The sequence below is a fragment of the Pseudomonas sp. TNT2022 ID1044 genome, from assembly GCF_028656895.1.
GTDB classification, from domain to species: Bacteria; Pseudomonadota; Gammaproteobacteria; order Pseudomonadales; family Pseudomonadaceae; genus Aquipseudomonas; species Aquipseudomonas reinekei.
In genome coordinates this window covers 49,469-63,158 of record NZ_JAMDHB010000001.1, presented here as the reverse complement: position 1 = coordinate 63,158, position 13,690 = coordinate 49,469, and the positions used below count along the sequence as shown (strand labels likewise).

The 13,690-nt window shown below is 58.7% G+C and carries 16 protein-coding genes; all 16 read right to left on the bottom strand.

Annotation, left to right across the window (positions count from 1 at the left end; all coding sequences use genetic code 11):
* Window positions 1–14 precede the first annotated feature (14 nt).
* Window positions 15–464, bottom strand: a complete 450-nt coding sequence (locus M5G20_RS00285; RefSeq protein ID WP_273917401.1) for a transglycosylase SLT domain-containing protein — start codon at window positions 462–464, stop codon at window positions 15–17.
* Window positions 461–1,780 carry a winged helix-turn-helix domain-containing protein gene (locus M5G20_RS00280; protein WP_273917400.1) on the bottom strand — a complete coding sequence of 440 codons (1,320 nt, stop codon included), beginning with the start codon at window positions 1,778–1,780 and terminating at the stop codon, window positions 461–463. The genes M5G20_RS00285 and M5G20_RS00280 overlap by 4 nt, the downstream gene beginning before the upstream one ends.
* A gap of 192 nt (window positions 1,781–1,972) precedes the next feature.
* Entirely contained in the window at window positions 1,973–2,248 is a 276-nt protein-coding gene (locus M5G20_RS00275; RefSeq protein ID WP_273917399.1) for an acyl carrier protein, read from the bottom strand.
* 109 nt (window positions 2,249–2,357) lie between these two features.
* Window positions 2,358–3,446, bottom strand: coding sequence for an IpaD/SipD/SspD family type III secretion system needle tip protein (locus M5G20_RS00270; RefSeq protein WP_273917398.1), 1,089 nt, complete (start codon window positions 3,444–3,446; stop codon window positions 2,358–2,360).
* Window positions 3,447–3,460: 14 nt separating this feature from the next.
* Window positions 3,461–4,561, bottom strand: coding sequence for a cell invasion protein (locus M5G20_RS00265; protein ID WP_273917397.1), 1,101 nt, complete (start codon window positions 4,559–4,561; stop codon window positions 3,461–3,463).
* A 26-nt stretch (window positions 4,562–4,587) separates the two neighbouring features.
* Entirely contained in the window at window positions 4,588–6,357 is a 1,770-nt protein-coding gene (sctE, locus tag M5G20_RS00260) for a type III secretion system translocon subunit SctE (RefSeq protein WP_273917396.1), read from the bottom strand.
* A complete protein-coding gene (gene sicA, locus M5G20_RS00255; RefSeq protein ID WP_273917395.1) occupies window positions 6,350–6,841 on the bottom strand; it encodes a type III secretion system translocator chaperone SicA in 492 nt (163 codons plus the stop codon). The genes sctE and sicA overlap by 8 nt, the downstream gene beginning before the upstream one ends.
* A 120-nt stretch (window positions 6,842–6,961) precedes the next feature.
* Window positions 6,962–7,996: an EscU/YscU/HrcU family type III secretion system export apparatus switch protein gene (locus tag M5G20_RS00250; protein ID WP_150733224.1), complete on the bottom strand. Its 1,035-nt coding sequence runs from the start codon at window positions 7,994–7,996 to the stop codon at window positions 6,962–6,964.
* A complete protein-coding gene (gene sctT, locus M5G20_RS00245; protein WP_273917394.1) occupies window positions 7,971–8,777 on the bottom strand; it encodes a type III secretion system export apparatus subunit SctT in 807 nt (268 codons plus the stop codon). The genes M5G20_RS00250 and sctT overlap by 26 nt, the downstream gene beginning before the upstream one ends.
* 4 nt (window positions 8,778–8,781) lie before the next feature.
* Window positions 8,782–9,036 carry an EscS/YscS/HrcS family type III secretion system export apparatus protein gene (locus M5G20_RS00240; RefSeq protein ID WP_020795892.1) on the bottom strand — a complete coding sequence of 85 codons (255 nt, stop codon included), beginning with the start codon at window positions 9,034–9,036 and terminating at the stop codon, window positions 8,782–8,784.
* Between the two features lie 9 nt (window positions 9,037–9,045).
* Complete coding sequence (locus tag M5G20_RS00235) at window positions 9,046–9,705, bottom strand: EscR/YscR/HrcR family type III secretion system export apparatus protein (RefSeq protein WP_273917393.1); 660 nt, start codon at window positions 9,703–9,705, stop codon at window positions 9,046–9,048.
* Window positions 9,702–10,634 carry a FliM/FliN family flagellar motor switch protein gene (locus M5G20_RS00230; protein WP_273917392.1) on the bottom strand — a complete coding sequence of 311 codons (933 nt, stop codon included), beginning with the start codon at window positions 10,632–10,634 and terminating at the stop codon, window positions 9,702–9,704. Before M5G20_RS00230 ends, M5G20_RS00235 begins: the two co-directional genes overlap by 4 nt.
* Window positions 10,631–11,563, bottom strand: coding sequence for a SpaN/EivJ family type III secretion system needle length determinant (locus M5G20_RS00225; protein WP_273917391.1), 933 nt, complete (start codon window positions 11,561–11,563; stop codon window positions 10,631–10,633). The genes M5G20_RS00230 and M5G20_RS00225 overlap by 4 nt, the downstream gene beginning before the upstream one ends.
* The gene (locus tag M5G20_RS00220) at window positions 11,560–12,015 is read right to left on the bottom strand and encodes a type III secretion protein (protein ID WP_273917390.1); all 456 of its coding nucleotides are present in this window, start codon (window positions 12,013–12,015) and stop codon (window positions 11,560–11,562) included. The genes M5G20_RS00225 and M5G20_RS00220 overlap by 4 nt, the downstream gene beginning before the upstream one ends.
* Entirely contained in the window at window positions 11,999–13,285 is a 1,287-nt protein-coding gene (sctN, locus tag M5G20_RS00215) for a type III secretion system ATPase SctN (RefSeq protein WP_273917389.1), read from the bottom strand. The genes M5G20_RS00220 and sctN overlap by 17 nt, the downstream gene beginning before the upstream one ends.
* Window positions 13,282–13,689 carry an Invasion protein B family gene (locus M5G20_RS00210; protein ID WP_273917388.1) on the bottom strand — a complete coding sequence of 136 codons (408 nt, stop codon included), beginning with the start codon at window positions 13,687–13,689 and terminating at the stop codon, window positions 13,282–13,284. The genes sctN and M5G20_RS00210 overlap by 4 nt, the downstream gene beginning before the upstream one ends.
* Window position 13,690: the final 1 nt, after the last annotated feature.

Genomic DNA, 13,690 nt, shown 5'->3' with positions numbered 1-13,690 from the left:
CCCTCGGCCCGCCACTATCGCGTCTGGATAAATGCCTGATAGCGCTGCCAGACCTTGCGCGCATAACGAAGACGCGCGGCTTGCCGATGAGGGGAATTGCCGGCGTTGTACGCGCCCACCGCGGTCCAGTTGTAGCCGTAACGGGCGACAAAATCGGCGAGCACCGATGCACCGACTTCGACCGACAGGCAAGACTCATCCAGCAGGCGCTGCTCGGTAATGCCCTGTTCGCCCAGTCGAGGTAGATGATGGCTGTTGATTTGCATCAAGCCGATGTCGTGGCTGCCGTCCTTGTTGTAGTTCATCGCTCGCGCCGACTGGCCCGACTCCACTTCGGCGATCGCCTGGAGCAGTTCCGGCTCAATGGCATGTTTCTCGCCAGCCGAATGCCAGCAAAACGCATGCGCGGGCCCGGCACCAAGACACACCAGCATGAGGATCGGTTTGAATGTGCGCCGACTCATGCCAGAGATCGCCAGCGATCAAGCACAGGCGACGGCTCAGCGCCCTGTAAGGTTGGACGCCCCATCAGCACGACCTCTGCGCCGTTGCCTGCCAGTGCAATACGGTCCTTGAATATCTTCGCCCGCACACACTCGGGGTCATGCCGCAGGCACTTTTCCAGACTTTGCGTCGCCTGCTCGGTCCGTCGCCAAAACCAGTGATGCCAGGCGTAGAAAAAATGAACATCGGCCTGTTCGGCGCCCAGTAAACAACGTCGAAAAAGCACATTCGCAGCGTCATCGCACCCACGAAGGCTGGTCAGCAGGGCAAGACGCACAAGCGCTTGCGCGCTGGCGGGTTCCAGCGCCATGGCTCTGGAAATCGCAGACCTCGCCTCATCAATGGCATGCCCCTGCTCGCACAAACCAAGCATGGCTTTCCCCAGCCAGGCATCCGCCAACCCGCACCAGGCCGCCGCGTAATTTGCCGCCAGCTGCAAACAGTGCCGAAACTGCACAAGGGCATCGCGCAGGCTTTGTGGCGTGTGTTGCTGCACGCTGCACAAACCACGCAGGTAGGCCACGGCGGCCGGGTATGAAGCACAGGCATCACCGACAGGACGCAAGCCGGGAATGCGCTGCGCCAGCAGACACGTCAACGCGCCAAGCCCTTCTGCCGTATCACCGGCATCCAATGTCTGTCCATGCAGCAACGCCTGATCACGGCCACGGATCAGCTCGATCGACCACAGTGCTCGCTCGCGGGTGCCGGAGCCGCGCCCACTCAAACAGAAGTCGACAGACAATTGCCCAGCCAGCGCCCGCACATCGACCGGTTGGCCGTAAGCCGCCATCAATCCCGAGGGAATGACGTGCAATGCCTCGCCGAACGCTGTGGTCAACTGGCGGATCATCGTATCCTGCAGATCCAGAGCGGCACCCTCGTCGAGATGACGAAATGGCAGAACGGCCAGCGTCGGTGCCGCAACCTTTGCGTGGCCAGGCGTGTCCAGTGCGACAACCGCGCAGGTAAAGCGATAACCCTGGCCGTACACGGTCGCAATGAAATCCTTGTTCTCCTTGAGCAACTTGCGTAACGCGTAAATACAACGGGTCAACGACTCTTCAGCGGCATCGGTTTCTGGCCATACACGGTCCAGCAAGTGGTCCTTGCTGATCACCGTGCCCGCCGAACCGAGCAGCAGACGTAAAACACTCAACTCTTTTGGGGGGACGTGGACGCCTTGTCCATCTCGCATCAGCGTTCCGTCGCTTTGCAGTTGCCAGTGGTCAAAAACGTACGACGGGACCGGCAATTGATCAGTGGCACTGTCCATACTTTGAGACTTCTCTATAGAAAGGTACTGAAACGCAATCGAGCCTGAGAAGAGTCAGGCTCGAGATAACAAGCTGCGTGACTATAGGAAGTTGAGTGGGGGGATTCCGTAGGACAGGTGTACGTATAGCCAGGTGAATACACGACTTAATTTGTAGGAAAAACAACACTCAATAACTAGGCGTTAAGGAATTTAATGAGTGCGCTCCAAAGACCTGGCTGTAGCGTTGACCAACTCACAAATATCACCCACCGTCTTCCACTGTTCTACGCCCTCCTCTGGCAGATCAATGCCGAACGCCTCATTCAAAGCCATGACGATTTCAACCACGCCCACTGAATCCACATACAAGTCTTCGACCAATCGTGAATCAGTCTCGATGGTCTTCCGACCGACCGAAAAATAATCTGATAGAAGCTTTTTAACTTGGTGTTCAAGCCCTGACGCATCCGTAAAAAATTCAGACATTCATTCCTCCGACACAAAAAAGCAGGCGCGACTCAAGTTCAAACGAACCCGTGTCACGCCTGCCAAAAAATCAAGATTGAATTACCCACTCACAAGCATCGGATCTGCATCAAAAATTCAACATCGCCTTCAACATGTCTGAAAACTGATTCAAATGAGAGGACAAGGTCTTATTAAAATTGTCGTGATAAGCATTGGCATTCGAATACTTCTGCGTCAACGACTGCAATGTGTTCTTGATGCGTTCTTCCTGAGCATTGAAGCCGGTTTGCCAGGCCTGGAATCTGGCGGTGTCCCATCTCACGATCGTTCCCATCGCTGGCACACTGTTCTTCATCGTCAAGAGCGGTGTGAGGTCGATGACTACACAATAAGTGCCGTCAGCGTTCTGTTTCAGGCAACTAGCAGGAAGGCCCAAGGCTTCCCGCCACTTCTCCGCCTCTTCCCTGCTCGCGCCTTCCCTGCCGGGCTCGGGGAATAGCACTGACTCAGGATTGGGGTGTGAGTATTTCTGGATCAGGGCATCCAGAGCCGCTCGCAATGCGGGCGCATTGAGATCAACTTCCTTGCCGTCGTTGGCCCCCACGATCCAGTCTTTCAACTTCGCGGTAATTTCCTTATTGAAGTCGGAAAAGAAGTCTGAATAGGCCGTAAAGATGTGCTCATACCCGGCCAGGTAACCGTTTTTAATCAAGTCGATGAGTTCGAGCAGTTTGTCGAAAAAATCGTTCGATGAATTTATTTCAGAATTAAATGAACCGGCTATTTCGACCGGCTTCTGATCGTTTTTCAGATCACCCAGAATACGGACTTGCTCAGCGTAAAGTTGCTCGCGCTGTTCCATCGGCCGTGTTTCGAGGCAATGGGCAAACACCCGTCCACACTGTTTAAGCTGCTGCGCCCACATTTGCCATCGAATGCGTTTTACCTCGATCTGCTCAACAAATCCGGATGACGTGAAGTATTGCGCCAGGCTTTCGGCTGACCCGCCCTCCCCCCCCTTGGCAATTCCCGCAGAGCACTTGAGCATATTGTCGTGATTGCGATTCAGTGTTTTTAGCGAGCGTTCGAGCAACTGCGCAAGGGAAAATGCAGCATGAAGCTCGATGGGCATTTCAGGCGGCGGCGGTGCTTCAGCATTGAGGTTCAAGTCTGCTGGCGGCCTACCCGCAGGAGGGGTGAAATCTGGAATTCTCATATGGGTTTGCTCACTCAAACGCTTTTGATGACATCAATACGCGATTGCAAAATCTGCATCACCATATCCATGAGTTTTTGCAACAGTGCGCCGTCGGCGGAGTCTTTCTGGCCGATCTCGTCACTCAAGCTTTTCTGGGTGTTTTGTGCACTTTGCTGCAAGACTTCCTCTTCCCGCGCAGTGTGCTCGCTCATGCGAACCATGCTGGACACGACCTGACTCAGGCTCATTGCCATGGCACTGAGCGTACGTCCGATTTCGAGTTTTTTCTCAATGCCCCTGATACCCATTTGGCTCAGCCAGTCGGAGGACTGACCGATATTTTGCGCCTTGAGAATTTCCCGGTCGAACCACGCCTGCTCCTGAGGTGTCAGGGTGGAACCCCTGGGTTTGAAATCGACTGAAATCGTCCGGCCGAAATCATCGAAGGTCTTTATCTTGTAGGTGGTTTGCGGGTCCCAGTCATCGCGGGAGCGATGTTGCTTGAGGTCACGCTCGAGGTTGTTGGCGTCCAGCGCGTTGCGTTTGTGCAGGTTGATATCCGCATGTTTAAGGCCATGACCTTGAAAGGTCTTAAACATGGCAAAACCGGCGATTACACCGGACACCACCGCAGCAGTAACGGCGCTGTGAAAGGCCGCATTGCCGGATTCGATAATGGCCGCACCCTGAGCCTTGGCTGCATCCGCGGCCATGACACCAAAATGCCCGCGCAACTGCGCGTTGACGACCCGCGCAACGTTCAACGCAATAATCGCCACGATCAATACGTTTGCGTGTTTTTCCCAGGCACCCGGATCAAACATCAACTCATTACGTTCGTCTTCGCTGAGTTTCGTCAGGGCAACGGTAAAGTCTTGCCAGTCCGACTCTGTGGGCTGGCGGGTGTTGATTGCAGCTTCGAGCTCCGCCGCCGTAGGCGCTATGAAGCTCGCCTTCTGAAGCACTTGCTGTGCGGTGACCTGGTTGATTAACGCCGTATCCGAGAGCCGTTTACCTTTGAGTTCTTTCGAGAATTGCTCCTGGGTAATCAACTCGCTCAACCCTGCGCCGTTCACTGGATCGGGAGTCAATGTCGCTGGAACGGGCCGGGACATGGTGTGAATGGTAGCCATGAAAAATTACCTTCTTATCCGTGAGTTCAAACGTGCCTGGCCATGTACTGGCTGACGGAATGACTGCGTTGCAGGTCGGCAAGCAGCTGCTCGATCTGTCGGGTGCGGCCCTGCATTGTCTGGCCGTAGTCCTCGACCAATCGAGAGAGGTAGGAAGTGATCTCTTCGCTGACCGCCATCCGTACCCGCACATCAGCCAGATGCACAGCGGCCTGGGCCTGGTGATGGCCGCTTTTGATCTGCAACCCGCCTTGTACGGCCACATTGCTGAACTCGGTAACGGCCTGAGCCGTCTGCAGATTGGCGGCGTATCGGGCCAGGGACACGGCATCGGCACCGTTGGTGATAAAGCTGCGCAGTTGGGTCAGCATCTGCGTCAACGATTGACTGACCGATGAACCCAGCTGCTTGAATGCCTGCATGGCCGCAGGCGCAGCGTTGGCGATCATGGAGGACAGTTTCGAAGCGATGGCGCCGACCATCGGCCCGATCACCTGCGCCCCGACCACCGCCACCAATGCAACAGCGGCCAGCGTTGCGGCGATGCCCTGGATCATGCCGAGAATTTGCGCGATGTCTTTAGCGGTTTCCGGGTCGACACCGAACGTCACCAGCAATTTTGTATAAAGCTCGGTGAACAGCTTGATCGCTTCCTGCATCACAGTTGTCAGCGGCTTCATGGCTTCGGCCATGAATGACACGCCGGTCGCTTGCTCAATCGCCGAGTCGGAAATCATCACCGCCGCGCCAATAACGCCCACCGCGATCAGCACCGGGTTGGCGGTCAACACGCCCGCAGCGATGGTCGCAACAGTCAATATCGCACCGACAATCTTGCCAATGCAGCCCATGGTCTTCTGCAGCGCTTCGGCCTTGCGCACCTCTTCCAGATACTTTTCCGACTCAAGCTTCATGTGTTCCTGAAGCCTGGCTTGCAGCTCCAGAAACAACTCCTGATTGAGCTCCTCCTTGGCCTGTGCCGACTCGCCGAGCAACTCGATAATCTTCAAGCGATTGAGCAGCGCCAAGGCGCTGCTGCTCAGCGCCTTTTCGTTGGACTCCTTCACCGAAGGTCCGGCGAGCCCGGCCTCTTGCACTTTCACGGCCACCGCGGCCAGCGTTCTGGCGCAGGCGTTGGCGATCTCGATCAGTTTCAGGTGAGCCTCGGTGGCCTTTTGCAGCGTTTGGGTATGGCCGGCCAATTCACCTTTGAGCTTGTCGCGCAGTGCCAGTTCGCGAGCGTACTCCGGTGACTCAGGGTCCAGTTCCGCCAACCGTGCCTCGCTCTCATCCAGTAGACCCTGGACCTGGCGAACCCGCTCCTGCAACTGATCAAGATGCGCCTGGCTGCTCCCGACCTGACCTTCGGCAGCTTCCAGCGCTTCAACGGCAGCCGCATATTCCGCCGCCAGTTTTTCATGCCCCTGCTGCCTGGCACCGGCCATGCTTTGCAGCATCGCCAGGCGATTTTTCAGTTTGTTGGCGTCGACCTCACCGAGCAGCTCACAGATCATCGCCATCAGCAGCGTGAACAAATCACCGCTGGTTTCCTGTTTGTTGCCGTCGGCGCGCGGTGGTGGCGCATGCAGCGCGGGTCGGCCCGCACTGGCGACGCTTGGGCCAGGCTGGCCTTCGTAGCTCACCGACCTCAGGTCGGCCAACGCCTTTCGGCCGGCCTCCTGATAATCCGGCCTCGCGGTGGCCTGACTGGCCGCCTTGCCATATTTTTCAAAGGCCTCGGTTCGAGCTATCGGGCTCGTAACGGCCGGGGTAGAAGTACTTCTGATTTCACTCATGCTCAGTCTCCGAACATTCCTTTTCAATTTGACTCAAGGTGTCGAGATACACCTGGGCCTGTTCACGCAAATCGTCTTCCTTGGCTTGTTCAAGCACGTACTCGAAACACAACCGGGCCTTGCCGATCTTGCCCAGCGCCAGGTGGCACTGTCCGGTGTACAGCATCGGCCGGTAGTCGTTCTTGCCCTGGGCGAAGGCGATCGCATACAGGTCGATCGCTTTCTGGTGGTCGTCCTTGAGTTGGTGCACAGCGGCCAAACCCATCCAGTAATGGCTGTTGTTCAAGTCGTAGATGCACAGGAAGTGGAAGAACTTTTGTGCATCGTCCAGCCGCCCCTGTTCGTAGAACTGGAACGCGAAGGCATAGAGACTGTTCATGTGCTCGTCACTGATGCCTTGCACGTCTTTCAATGCCGCGCCACCGAGCACTGCTTCCACGACGTCGAGGGCCACTTGTTCATCGGGTTGTTTGTCGCGACTCATCAGCCACACTCCTGAAAAACGTCAGCGTTGCTGACGACTGCATTGAGCCAAAGCACCGGTGAGTACGCTGCCAAATTGCGCTCATGCCGGCGTTCGGTAGAAAAAGGGAAAGGTGGGAAATCAGGCGTTCTCGACTTGCTCGAGCCAGATCAACAGACGCAGGACTTCTTCGACTTCCTGGACCTGGAGGAAGCTGTAGCGCTGGTGAGTCTTGAAGATCCGCCGGGCCAGGGCGATGTCGTTGATCACCGGCACACCGACCTCCTTGGCATAGGCTCGAACGGCCAGGGCACGCTGATTGGTTTCCATCAGGGAGATAAACGGCAGCACGGTGATTTCCGGACGGAAATACACCCCGATGGCGATATGGGTCGGGTTGGCGATGATCATCCGTGAGCTGCGTACATCGGACTTGATCTGCTCCGACAGCAGCTCCCGATGCAAGTCACGACGGCGTCCCTTGATTTCCGGGTTGCCGTCCTGCTCCTTGTGTTCACGCTTGACCGCGTCCTTGTCCATCATCTGATCTTTCATGAACAGCCAGTATTCGCAGAGCGCATCCAGCACGACGATCAGCAGCACGCAGCCGAGGAATGCCAGCACCAACACCAGCAGCAAATGCCCCCAGATAGCGAACAGGTCCGGGGCCTGGGCGAACAACTGGGCAAACACCAGTTGACGCTGGGTGATCCAGACAATCCACAGCGCCAGGGCAAAACTGCCCAGGTACAGCAGCGCTTTCACGGTGTCCTTGACGGTGCGCATGCTGAACAGTTTTTTAAAGCCATTGATCGGATTCAACGCGCCGAGATTGAGCTTCAAGGCTTCGCTGGCCAGGGCGAAACCGCTTTGCAACAGCGCAGGCAATGCGCTGGTCAACACGCACACCAGCAGCAACGGCAACAAGGCCTTGAGCCCAACCAGCACCAGCATCGCCGAATACGCTTGCAGGTCCATGTCAAAGTCATTGGCGATGATCCGCCGATAGACTTCCATGACCTCAAACAGTGAACTGTTGAACACCATGTAGGTGATGGCGCAGAGGGTCAGGCAGGTGATCACCAGGTCCTTGGCCTTGAACGTCTGGCCTTTGCGGGAGGCATCGCGCAGCCGCTTGGCGGTGGGTTTCTCAGTTTTCGAGGCGCTGGACGACATCGACGGCCTCCCCTTCACGGCCCAGATAATGTTCCAGCCCTTGGGATTTGGCGCCCAGGCGCAGGACTTCGTCCGGCAGGTGCACGCCGAAATACAGCATCAACACCACCAGTGCCACCAGGCTCTTGACCGTCAGCGACACCGAGAACGCGTTCATTTGCGGCGCATACCGCGAGTGCAAACCGAGCAGCGCTTCGCTGACCAACAACGTGGCCACCACCGGGGCGCTGATCACCAGGGTCTTGCTGACCAGTGCATCCAGCAGGCTCAAAATCGCCGTCAGGTGCATTTCGCAACCGTTGACCGGCGTGCAAATGCGGTAGCTGTGGCCGACGGTTTCGAGCATCAGCAACATGCCACCACCTTCGAGATAAACCACGGCGGCAAACAACTGGAGAAAATTCGCCAGCTCCGAGGTATCGACGCCGTTGGCCGGGTCCACGGTGCTGCTGAGCATGGCCCCGCGCTGGTTGTCGATCAGGTTGCCCATGGCGTGCAACACCCAGAATGGCCAGCACAGCAAGCATCCCAGCACCACGCCGATGCCGGCCTCGCGCAACACCAGACCGAAAAACGCCAAACCGTCGAGCGCCGGCAACGGCACGCCCACATAGGCCCAGAACCCTGTCGCCACCAGCACGATGACCGCCTGGCGTGGCGCCCCCGTGAGCACACCACTGTTGAGAAACGGCAACATGAAAAAAATCGGCGCCAGGCGCGCCACTCCCAGGATGGCGGCGGCGAACCAGGCATACAGGTCGAAAAACAACGTGACCGACATCGCGCTAGCCCAGCGCCAGGCGGATGACTTCGCGGCTGAAATCGAGCAGGGTTTCCCCATACCAACCCGACAGCAGGAACAGGCACGCGGCGACGGCCAGCAGCTTGAAACCGAACGGCAGGGTCTGCTCCTGCAACTGCGTCACGGTCTGGATCAAGCCGACCACCAGGCCAACCACCGTGGCGACAATGATCGGCCAGGCCACCATCAACAGAATCAGGTACAGGGTTTTGTTGCCGGCATAGACCAGATCGTTCATCGGCCGCTCCTACGCCAGCAAGGTCAGGTATTGCTTGACCAGTCCGGTCGACAGCAACGCCCAGCCGTCCAGTGCCACAAACAACACCAGTTTGATCGGCACCGAAATGATCACCGGGCTCATCATCATCATGCCCAGCGCCAGCAGAATGCTGGAGATCACCAGATCAACGATGACGAACGGCAAGTACAGATAGAAGCCGATCTTGAAGGCGCTTTTGATTTCACTCAGCGCGTAGGCCGGCAACAGGGAAAACAGCGACGGCGTGAGTGCTTCATCGGCGGGCAGCCCGGCGTCGGTTTCACTCTGAACCGCTTGGGCACGCTCGAAAAACAGCGCCAGCTCCGGGTCGGTGTATTTGCGCAGGTATTCCTTGTAGCCCCCCAACCCGTTCTCGGCGAAATTCACCACCGACCCGATATCGGTAAAGGCCACCTGCTCTTCCTTGTAATAGCCATAGCCTTGTTTCATCACCGGCGTCATCACGAAAATCGCCAGCATCAAGGCAATCGCATTGAGGGCCATGTTCGACGGCACCTGCTGCAAGCCCAGGGCGTTACGCACGATGACAAAGACTATGGAAAATTTGATGTAGCAGGTGCCGGCCGCCACCAGAAACGGTAACAGCGAAGCGAAGGCCAGCAGGGCAATCAGTGAAACATCGTTCATCGCGACTGTTCCGAAAACGTGTCCCGATAGACCTCGATCAACTCGACACCCAATTGCCCGTCCAGCTGCACCAGCTCGCCCCGGGCGACGCGCTTGCCATTGGCGCGAACCTCGATGTGTCGCGCGGCATCGTCGGCCAGTGGAATCAGTTGCCCATCGACTGTCTGCGACAGCGTGGCGAGGTCGATGTCATGGGTCGCGAGAATGAACTCCAAACGCACGGATAAAGCGTCCAGCCCGACCTGCGCAGCGGCTTCGATCACGGCCTGCGAATGAGCATCGGTATCAGTCGATTGCATGAGTAGTCCTTGTTCAGTAAAGGTAAAAGCGCCGATGCATCGCTGCGCCACGAAGCCGTGTTGAGCGCGCTGGGTGATGCGCAGGACATCGCCTTCGTTCAGTCGGATCCGGCTCGCAGGGTCGAGGTGACTGACACCCAGTTTCAGCGTCAGGCACAGCGGCAAATCACTCAGCCAGGCGCTGGAGTTCCCGGGTTCGCCGACGGCACGAGCCACTGGCAACCGCGTGACCCAAACCCGCCCCTGAGGCGTTTCCAGCCACGGCACACTGTGGGTCGGCAACACCAGTGGATCGACCAGCGCGACATCGCTCAGCGTTTGGTAGTGCAACTCGTCCAGCGCCAGCAGTAACGGCCGTGGCACTGCCCGGAACAGCCCGGCAATGCTCGTCAACGGGGTCTCGACCGTCAGCAGCGCCTGCAACTGCGGGAGCGAGTGGTGTAACCATTCGCGGGCCAGGATCAGACCGTTCCACCCCCCTCCTTCGCACCCCGCGCTAAATCGCAAATAGCCGGGCATGCGTTGCAGACACTCGCAACCAGCGTCATGGCCGGCACCTCGCCAGCGCTCGACCGACCGCGCGCGGGCATGAGCCGCCGGATCGACCTGGCGCAACTTCAGTGCGCTCATGCCGGAAGCTCTGACTGCTCGCTCTGCTCGTCTTCCGGCGACTGCTGTGAGCCCTGCCGCTGTTGCTCGCCGCCACTGTCAGTCAGTCGCCAGACCGGTTCACGCAGCTGATCAAATGGCACTTTTAGCTGATCAAAGACCAGGCCATTGCTGGGGCTCAGTTGCAGGCTGCGGGTGGGTTCGTCCGGCACTCGACTGATCGTGACTTGCCCGCTGGCGGTGCCTTTGTTGAACGGCACTTGCAGCAGGCCACGGTCCGTGCCCGGCAAGGTTTCGAGCGTCATATCGGCAGGCGGAACGGGTCGCAGTGTCGGGGCGGCCGGGGCAGTCGGTGGTGAACCCGTTACCGCGTGACGGGTGGTGGCGGGCGGCAGTTGCAGTGCTTGCGGCAAAGGCGGCTCAGCGCTAACCGGATGGGTGGCCCGTTCGGCAGGCGGCGATTCCTTGGTACTCGACGTACGTTCGGACAACGGCAGTGCCGCCACACTCGTCACGCGTTCGATTGACGGGCCTGGTGGCTGAGTTGGTCGACGCGGGTTCGCATCGGTGTCCCCGACCTTCCCCGGCACAGGCATTTCCACCCTGTCGACGGAAGGCTCAATAGCCGCCTTCAGCTGAGGGGGCAGTGGCTGGATCGGTCGGTCAGCTTGCGAGTAAATCGTCGCCAGCGGAACAGACGGTGGTGCTTTGTCGTGCACTGCATCCGCCGTCTCATGGACGCCGTTCAATAATTGCGATGCCTGCGCGCCGTCCATTTTCATTGTCGTTCGTTGACGCTGAATCAGCGCCGCCAGAAGATCCAGCACACCTTGCGGCAGATCCTCCTCCTGCACCGGTACCAGCGTGTCCCGCAGTTCATCCGTCGAACCGTCGGTAACCGGATCCAGGACTTGAACCGGCATAGGTGAAATGACTGATACATCGCTCATCGCCGCACTCCGCTCATCTCTTCTATCTCTCTTTCTTCCCGGCGCACCTGCTCCAGCCTTTGCACGCGCAACAGTTGCTGGACAGACCGTTGGTATTTGTCGTGTTTGCACTGCAGGGAACGCAATTGCTCGCGCTGTGCTTGCAACTGTTGCTCGACCTGCCGGCACTGCTGATCCACGCGGTCACGCTCGACACGCAACAGATCGAGCTGGCGACGGATCACGGCCTGCCTGCGCAACAGCGCCAACAGTTGTCCGTGATCCAGCACGCAGTCGTTCGCCCGATGACTGGCCAACAAACGTTGCAGCGACGCCTCTTGCCCGTCGAAACCGGCCCGTTCCCGCAGCAGCGGTTGCAGTTGCTGCTGGGTACGCAGCAACGCTTGTTCGCCGCGTTGCCGACGGAACTGACTGAACGCCAACAGGCGCCGCCGATCAGCCAAGGAGTTCATGCAAACTCCGCAGGGTTTCGTCCGGTTCGCAGCATTCGTGCGTCGGCTGACGCAGCCATTGGGTGAGGGCTTCGCGGCGCTGCAGGGCGTGGTCGTTGGCGGCGTCTGCGCCCTGGGTGTACTCGCCCATGTCGAGGAAAATCTGCAACTGCTCAAGGCGCGCCAGGGTTTCGCGGGTCGACGCCGCCAGTTGCTGCAACTGTGGCGTGGTGACCTGAGTTGCCACGCGACTGACGCTGTGCAGCACATCGATTGCCGGGTAATGACCTTTGGCTGCCAGGGCGCGGCTGAGGTAAATGTGGCCATCAAGAATGGAGCGGATCTCTTCGGCAATCGGGTCCGGCTCATCGTCGCTTTCCAGCAAAACGGTGTACCAGGCCGTGATGCTGCCGGAGCCGGTCACACCCGGTCGCTCCAGCAAGCGCGGCAAGGCATCGAACACCGAGGCCGGATAGCCGCGCCGCGCCGGTGCTTCACCGGCCGCCAGGGCCAGGTCGCGCCGAGCCCGGGCATAACGCGTCAACGAGTCCAGCAACAACACCACGCGCTGGCCCTGGTCGCGGAAGTACTCGGCGATGGCCGTGGCCTGAAGGGCCGAGTTGCAACGATCGACCGAGGAAAAATCCGACGTAGCAAACACCACCACACACCGGGAGCGTTTTTCGGACTGGCGCAAATGCTCGATGAACTCGGTCACCTCACGCCCGCGTTCGCCGATCAGGCCGATGACAAAAACGTCAGCCTCGGTGTGGTTGATCAGCATGTTGATCAAGGTGGTTTTACCGGAGCCCGCGGCTGCAAAAATGCCGATGCGCTGACCGACACCGCAGGTCAGCAAACCGTCGATGACGCGAATGCCGGTACGCAATGGTGCCGCCACCGGGCGCCGCTGCTGGTAGGACGGCGGGTCAGCATCCACGGGATAGTCTTGCCGGGCAACCGCCGTTGACGGTGCCAGGCGCTCGACGATGTTGCCCTGGGGATCGACCACGCTACCGAGCAACGCGTCACTGCAGGTCAGTTGCAGCGTCGCGCCCGTCGGCACGATCATTGATTGCCTGGACAAGCCTTTGGCGTCACCGAGCAAACTGAGCAACACCGAGCCAGGCTTGAAGCCAATGACCTGCGCCCTCGCCGCGAGCCCGGGCAAGCGCCAATGGCGACGGACTTCGCAGACCTCGCCAATCACAACATCGCCCAGCGCCGCTTCGATCAAGGGCCCGTTCAAGCGCAGGGGATGAGCCGCATGCCGTTCCAGCCGGAGGGTCATCGGCGCAAGAGCTCGCACAGCGTTTCGGTGGCCTGCACGAAACCATCGAGGGCCTGGGCGAAGTGCGGGGCATCGCTCAAGGCGTGAGCATTGGCCATCAATCGCAGTTCAAGGCGCTCCTGCACCACGCAAAGATGCAATTGCCCGGTGCGGGAAAACGCATTGCCTTCGAGCAAAAACTGCATCAGCTCGAAGGCGCAATGGTTCATCACATTCGGGCTCGCCTCTGCGACCGCCGCCCAGACCCAGACATCGCCTTCGACCACCGCCACGCTGATATCGGGCAGGTTTTTCATTTGCATCTCTATGGTGCTGTGACTGTCGAAGTGCCCTATCTGATTGTCTTCGCAGCCACTGTGACGCAGCGCCTCGCGCAATAGATCAGCGATGTCCATCGGAATCATG

What these genes read in the sequence shown, in the direction of transcription:
- M5G20_RS00210 (WP_273917388.1), bottom strand. Translation starts at nt 13,689, where the DNA reads ATGATTCCGATGGACATCGCTGATCTATTGCGCGAGGCGCTGCGTCAC.
- M5G20_RS00235 (WP_273917393.1), bottom strand. Translation starts at nt 9,705, where the DNA reads ATGAACGATGTTTCACTGATTGCCCTGCTGGCCTTCGCTTCGCTGTTA.
- sctT (WP_273917394.1), bottom strand. Translation starts at nt 8,777, where the DNA reads ATGTCGGTCACGTTGTTTTTCGACCTGTATGCCTGGTTCGCCGCCGCC.
- M5G20_RS00230 (WP_273917392.1), bottom strand. Translation starts at nt 10,634, where the DNA reads ATGAGCGCACTGAAGTTGCGCCAGGTCGATCCGGCGGCTCATGCCCGC.
- M5G20_RS00250 (WP_150733224.1), bottom strand. Translation starts at nt 7,996, where the DNA reads ATGTCGTCCAGCGCCTCGAAAACTGAGAAACCCACCGCCAAGCGGCTG.
- M5G20_RS00280 (WP_273917400.1), bottom strand. Translation starts at nt 1,780, where the DNA reads ATGGACAGTGCCACTGATCAATTGCCGGTCCCGTCGTACGTTTTTGAC.
- M5G20_RS00265 (WP_273917397.1), bottom strand. Translation starts at nt 4,561, where the DNA reads ATGGCTACCATTCACACCATGTCCCGGCCCGTTCCAGCGACATTGACT.
- sctN (WP_273917389.1), bottom strand. Translation starts at nt 13,285, where the DNA reads ATGACCCTCCGGCTGGAACGGCATGCGGCTCATCCCCTGCGCTTGAAC.
- M5G20_RS00225 (WP_273917391.1), bottom strand. Translation starts at nt 11,563, where the DNA reads ATGAGCGATGTATCAGTCATTTCACCTATGCCGGTTCAAGTCCTGGAT.
- sctE (WP_273917396.1), bottom strand. Translation starts at nt 6,357, where the DNA reads ATGAGTGAAATCAGAAGTACTTCTACCCCGGCCGTTACGAGCCCGATA.
- M5G20_RS00220 (WP_273917390.1), bottom strand. Translation starts at nt 12,015, where the DNA reads ATGAACTCCTTGGCTGATCGGCGGCGCCTGTTGGCGTTCAGTCAGTTC.
- M5G20_RS00240 (WP_020795892.1), bottom strand. Translation starts at nt 9,036, where the DNA reads ATGAACGATCTGGTCTATGCCGGCAACAAAACCCTGTACCTGATTCTG.
- sicA (WP_273917395.1), bottom strand. Translation starts at nt 6,841, where the DNA reads ATGAGTCGCGACAAACAACCCGATGAACAAGTGGCCCTCGACGTCGTG.
- M5G20_RS00275 (WP_273917399.1), bottom strand. Translation starts at nt 2,248, where the DNA reads ATGTCTGAATTTTTTACGGATGCGTCAGGGCTTGAACACCAAGTTAAA.
- M5G20_RS00285 (WP_273917401.1), bottom strand. Translation starts at nt 464, where the DNA reads ATGAGTCGGCGCACATTCAAACCGATCCTCATGCTGGTGTGTCTTGGT.
- M5G20_RS00270 (WP_273917398.1), bottom strand. Translation starts at nt 3,446, where the DNA reads ATGAGAATTCCAGATTTCACCCCTCCTGCGGGTAGGCCGCCAGCAGAC.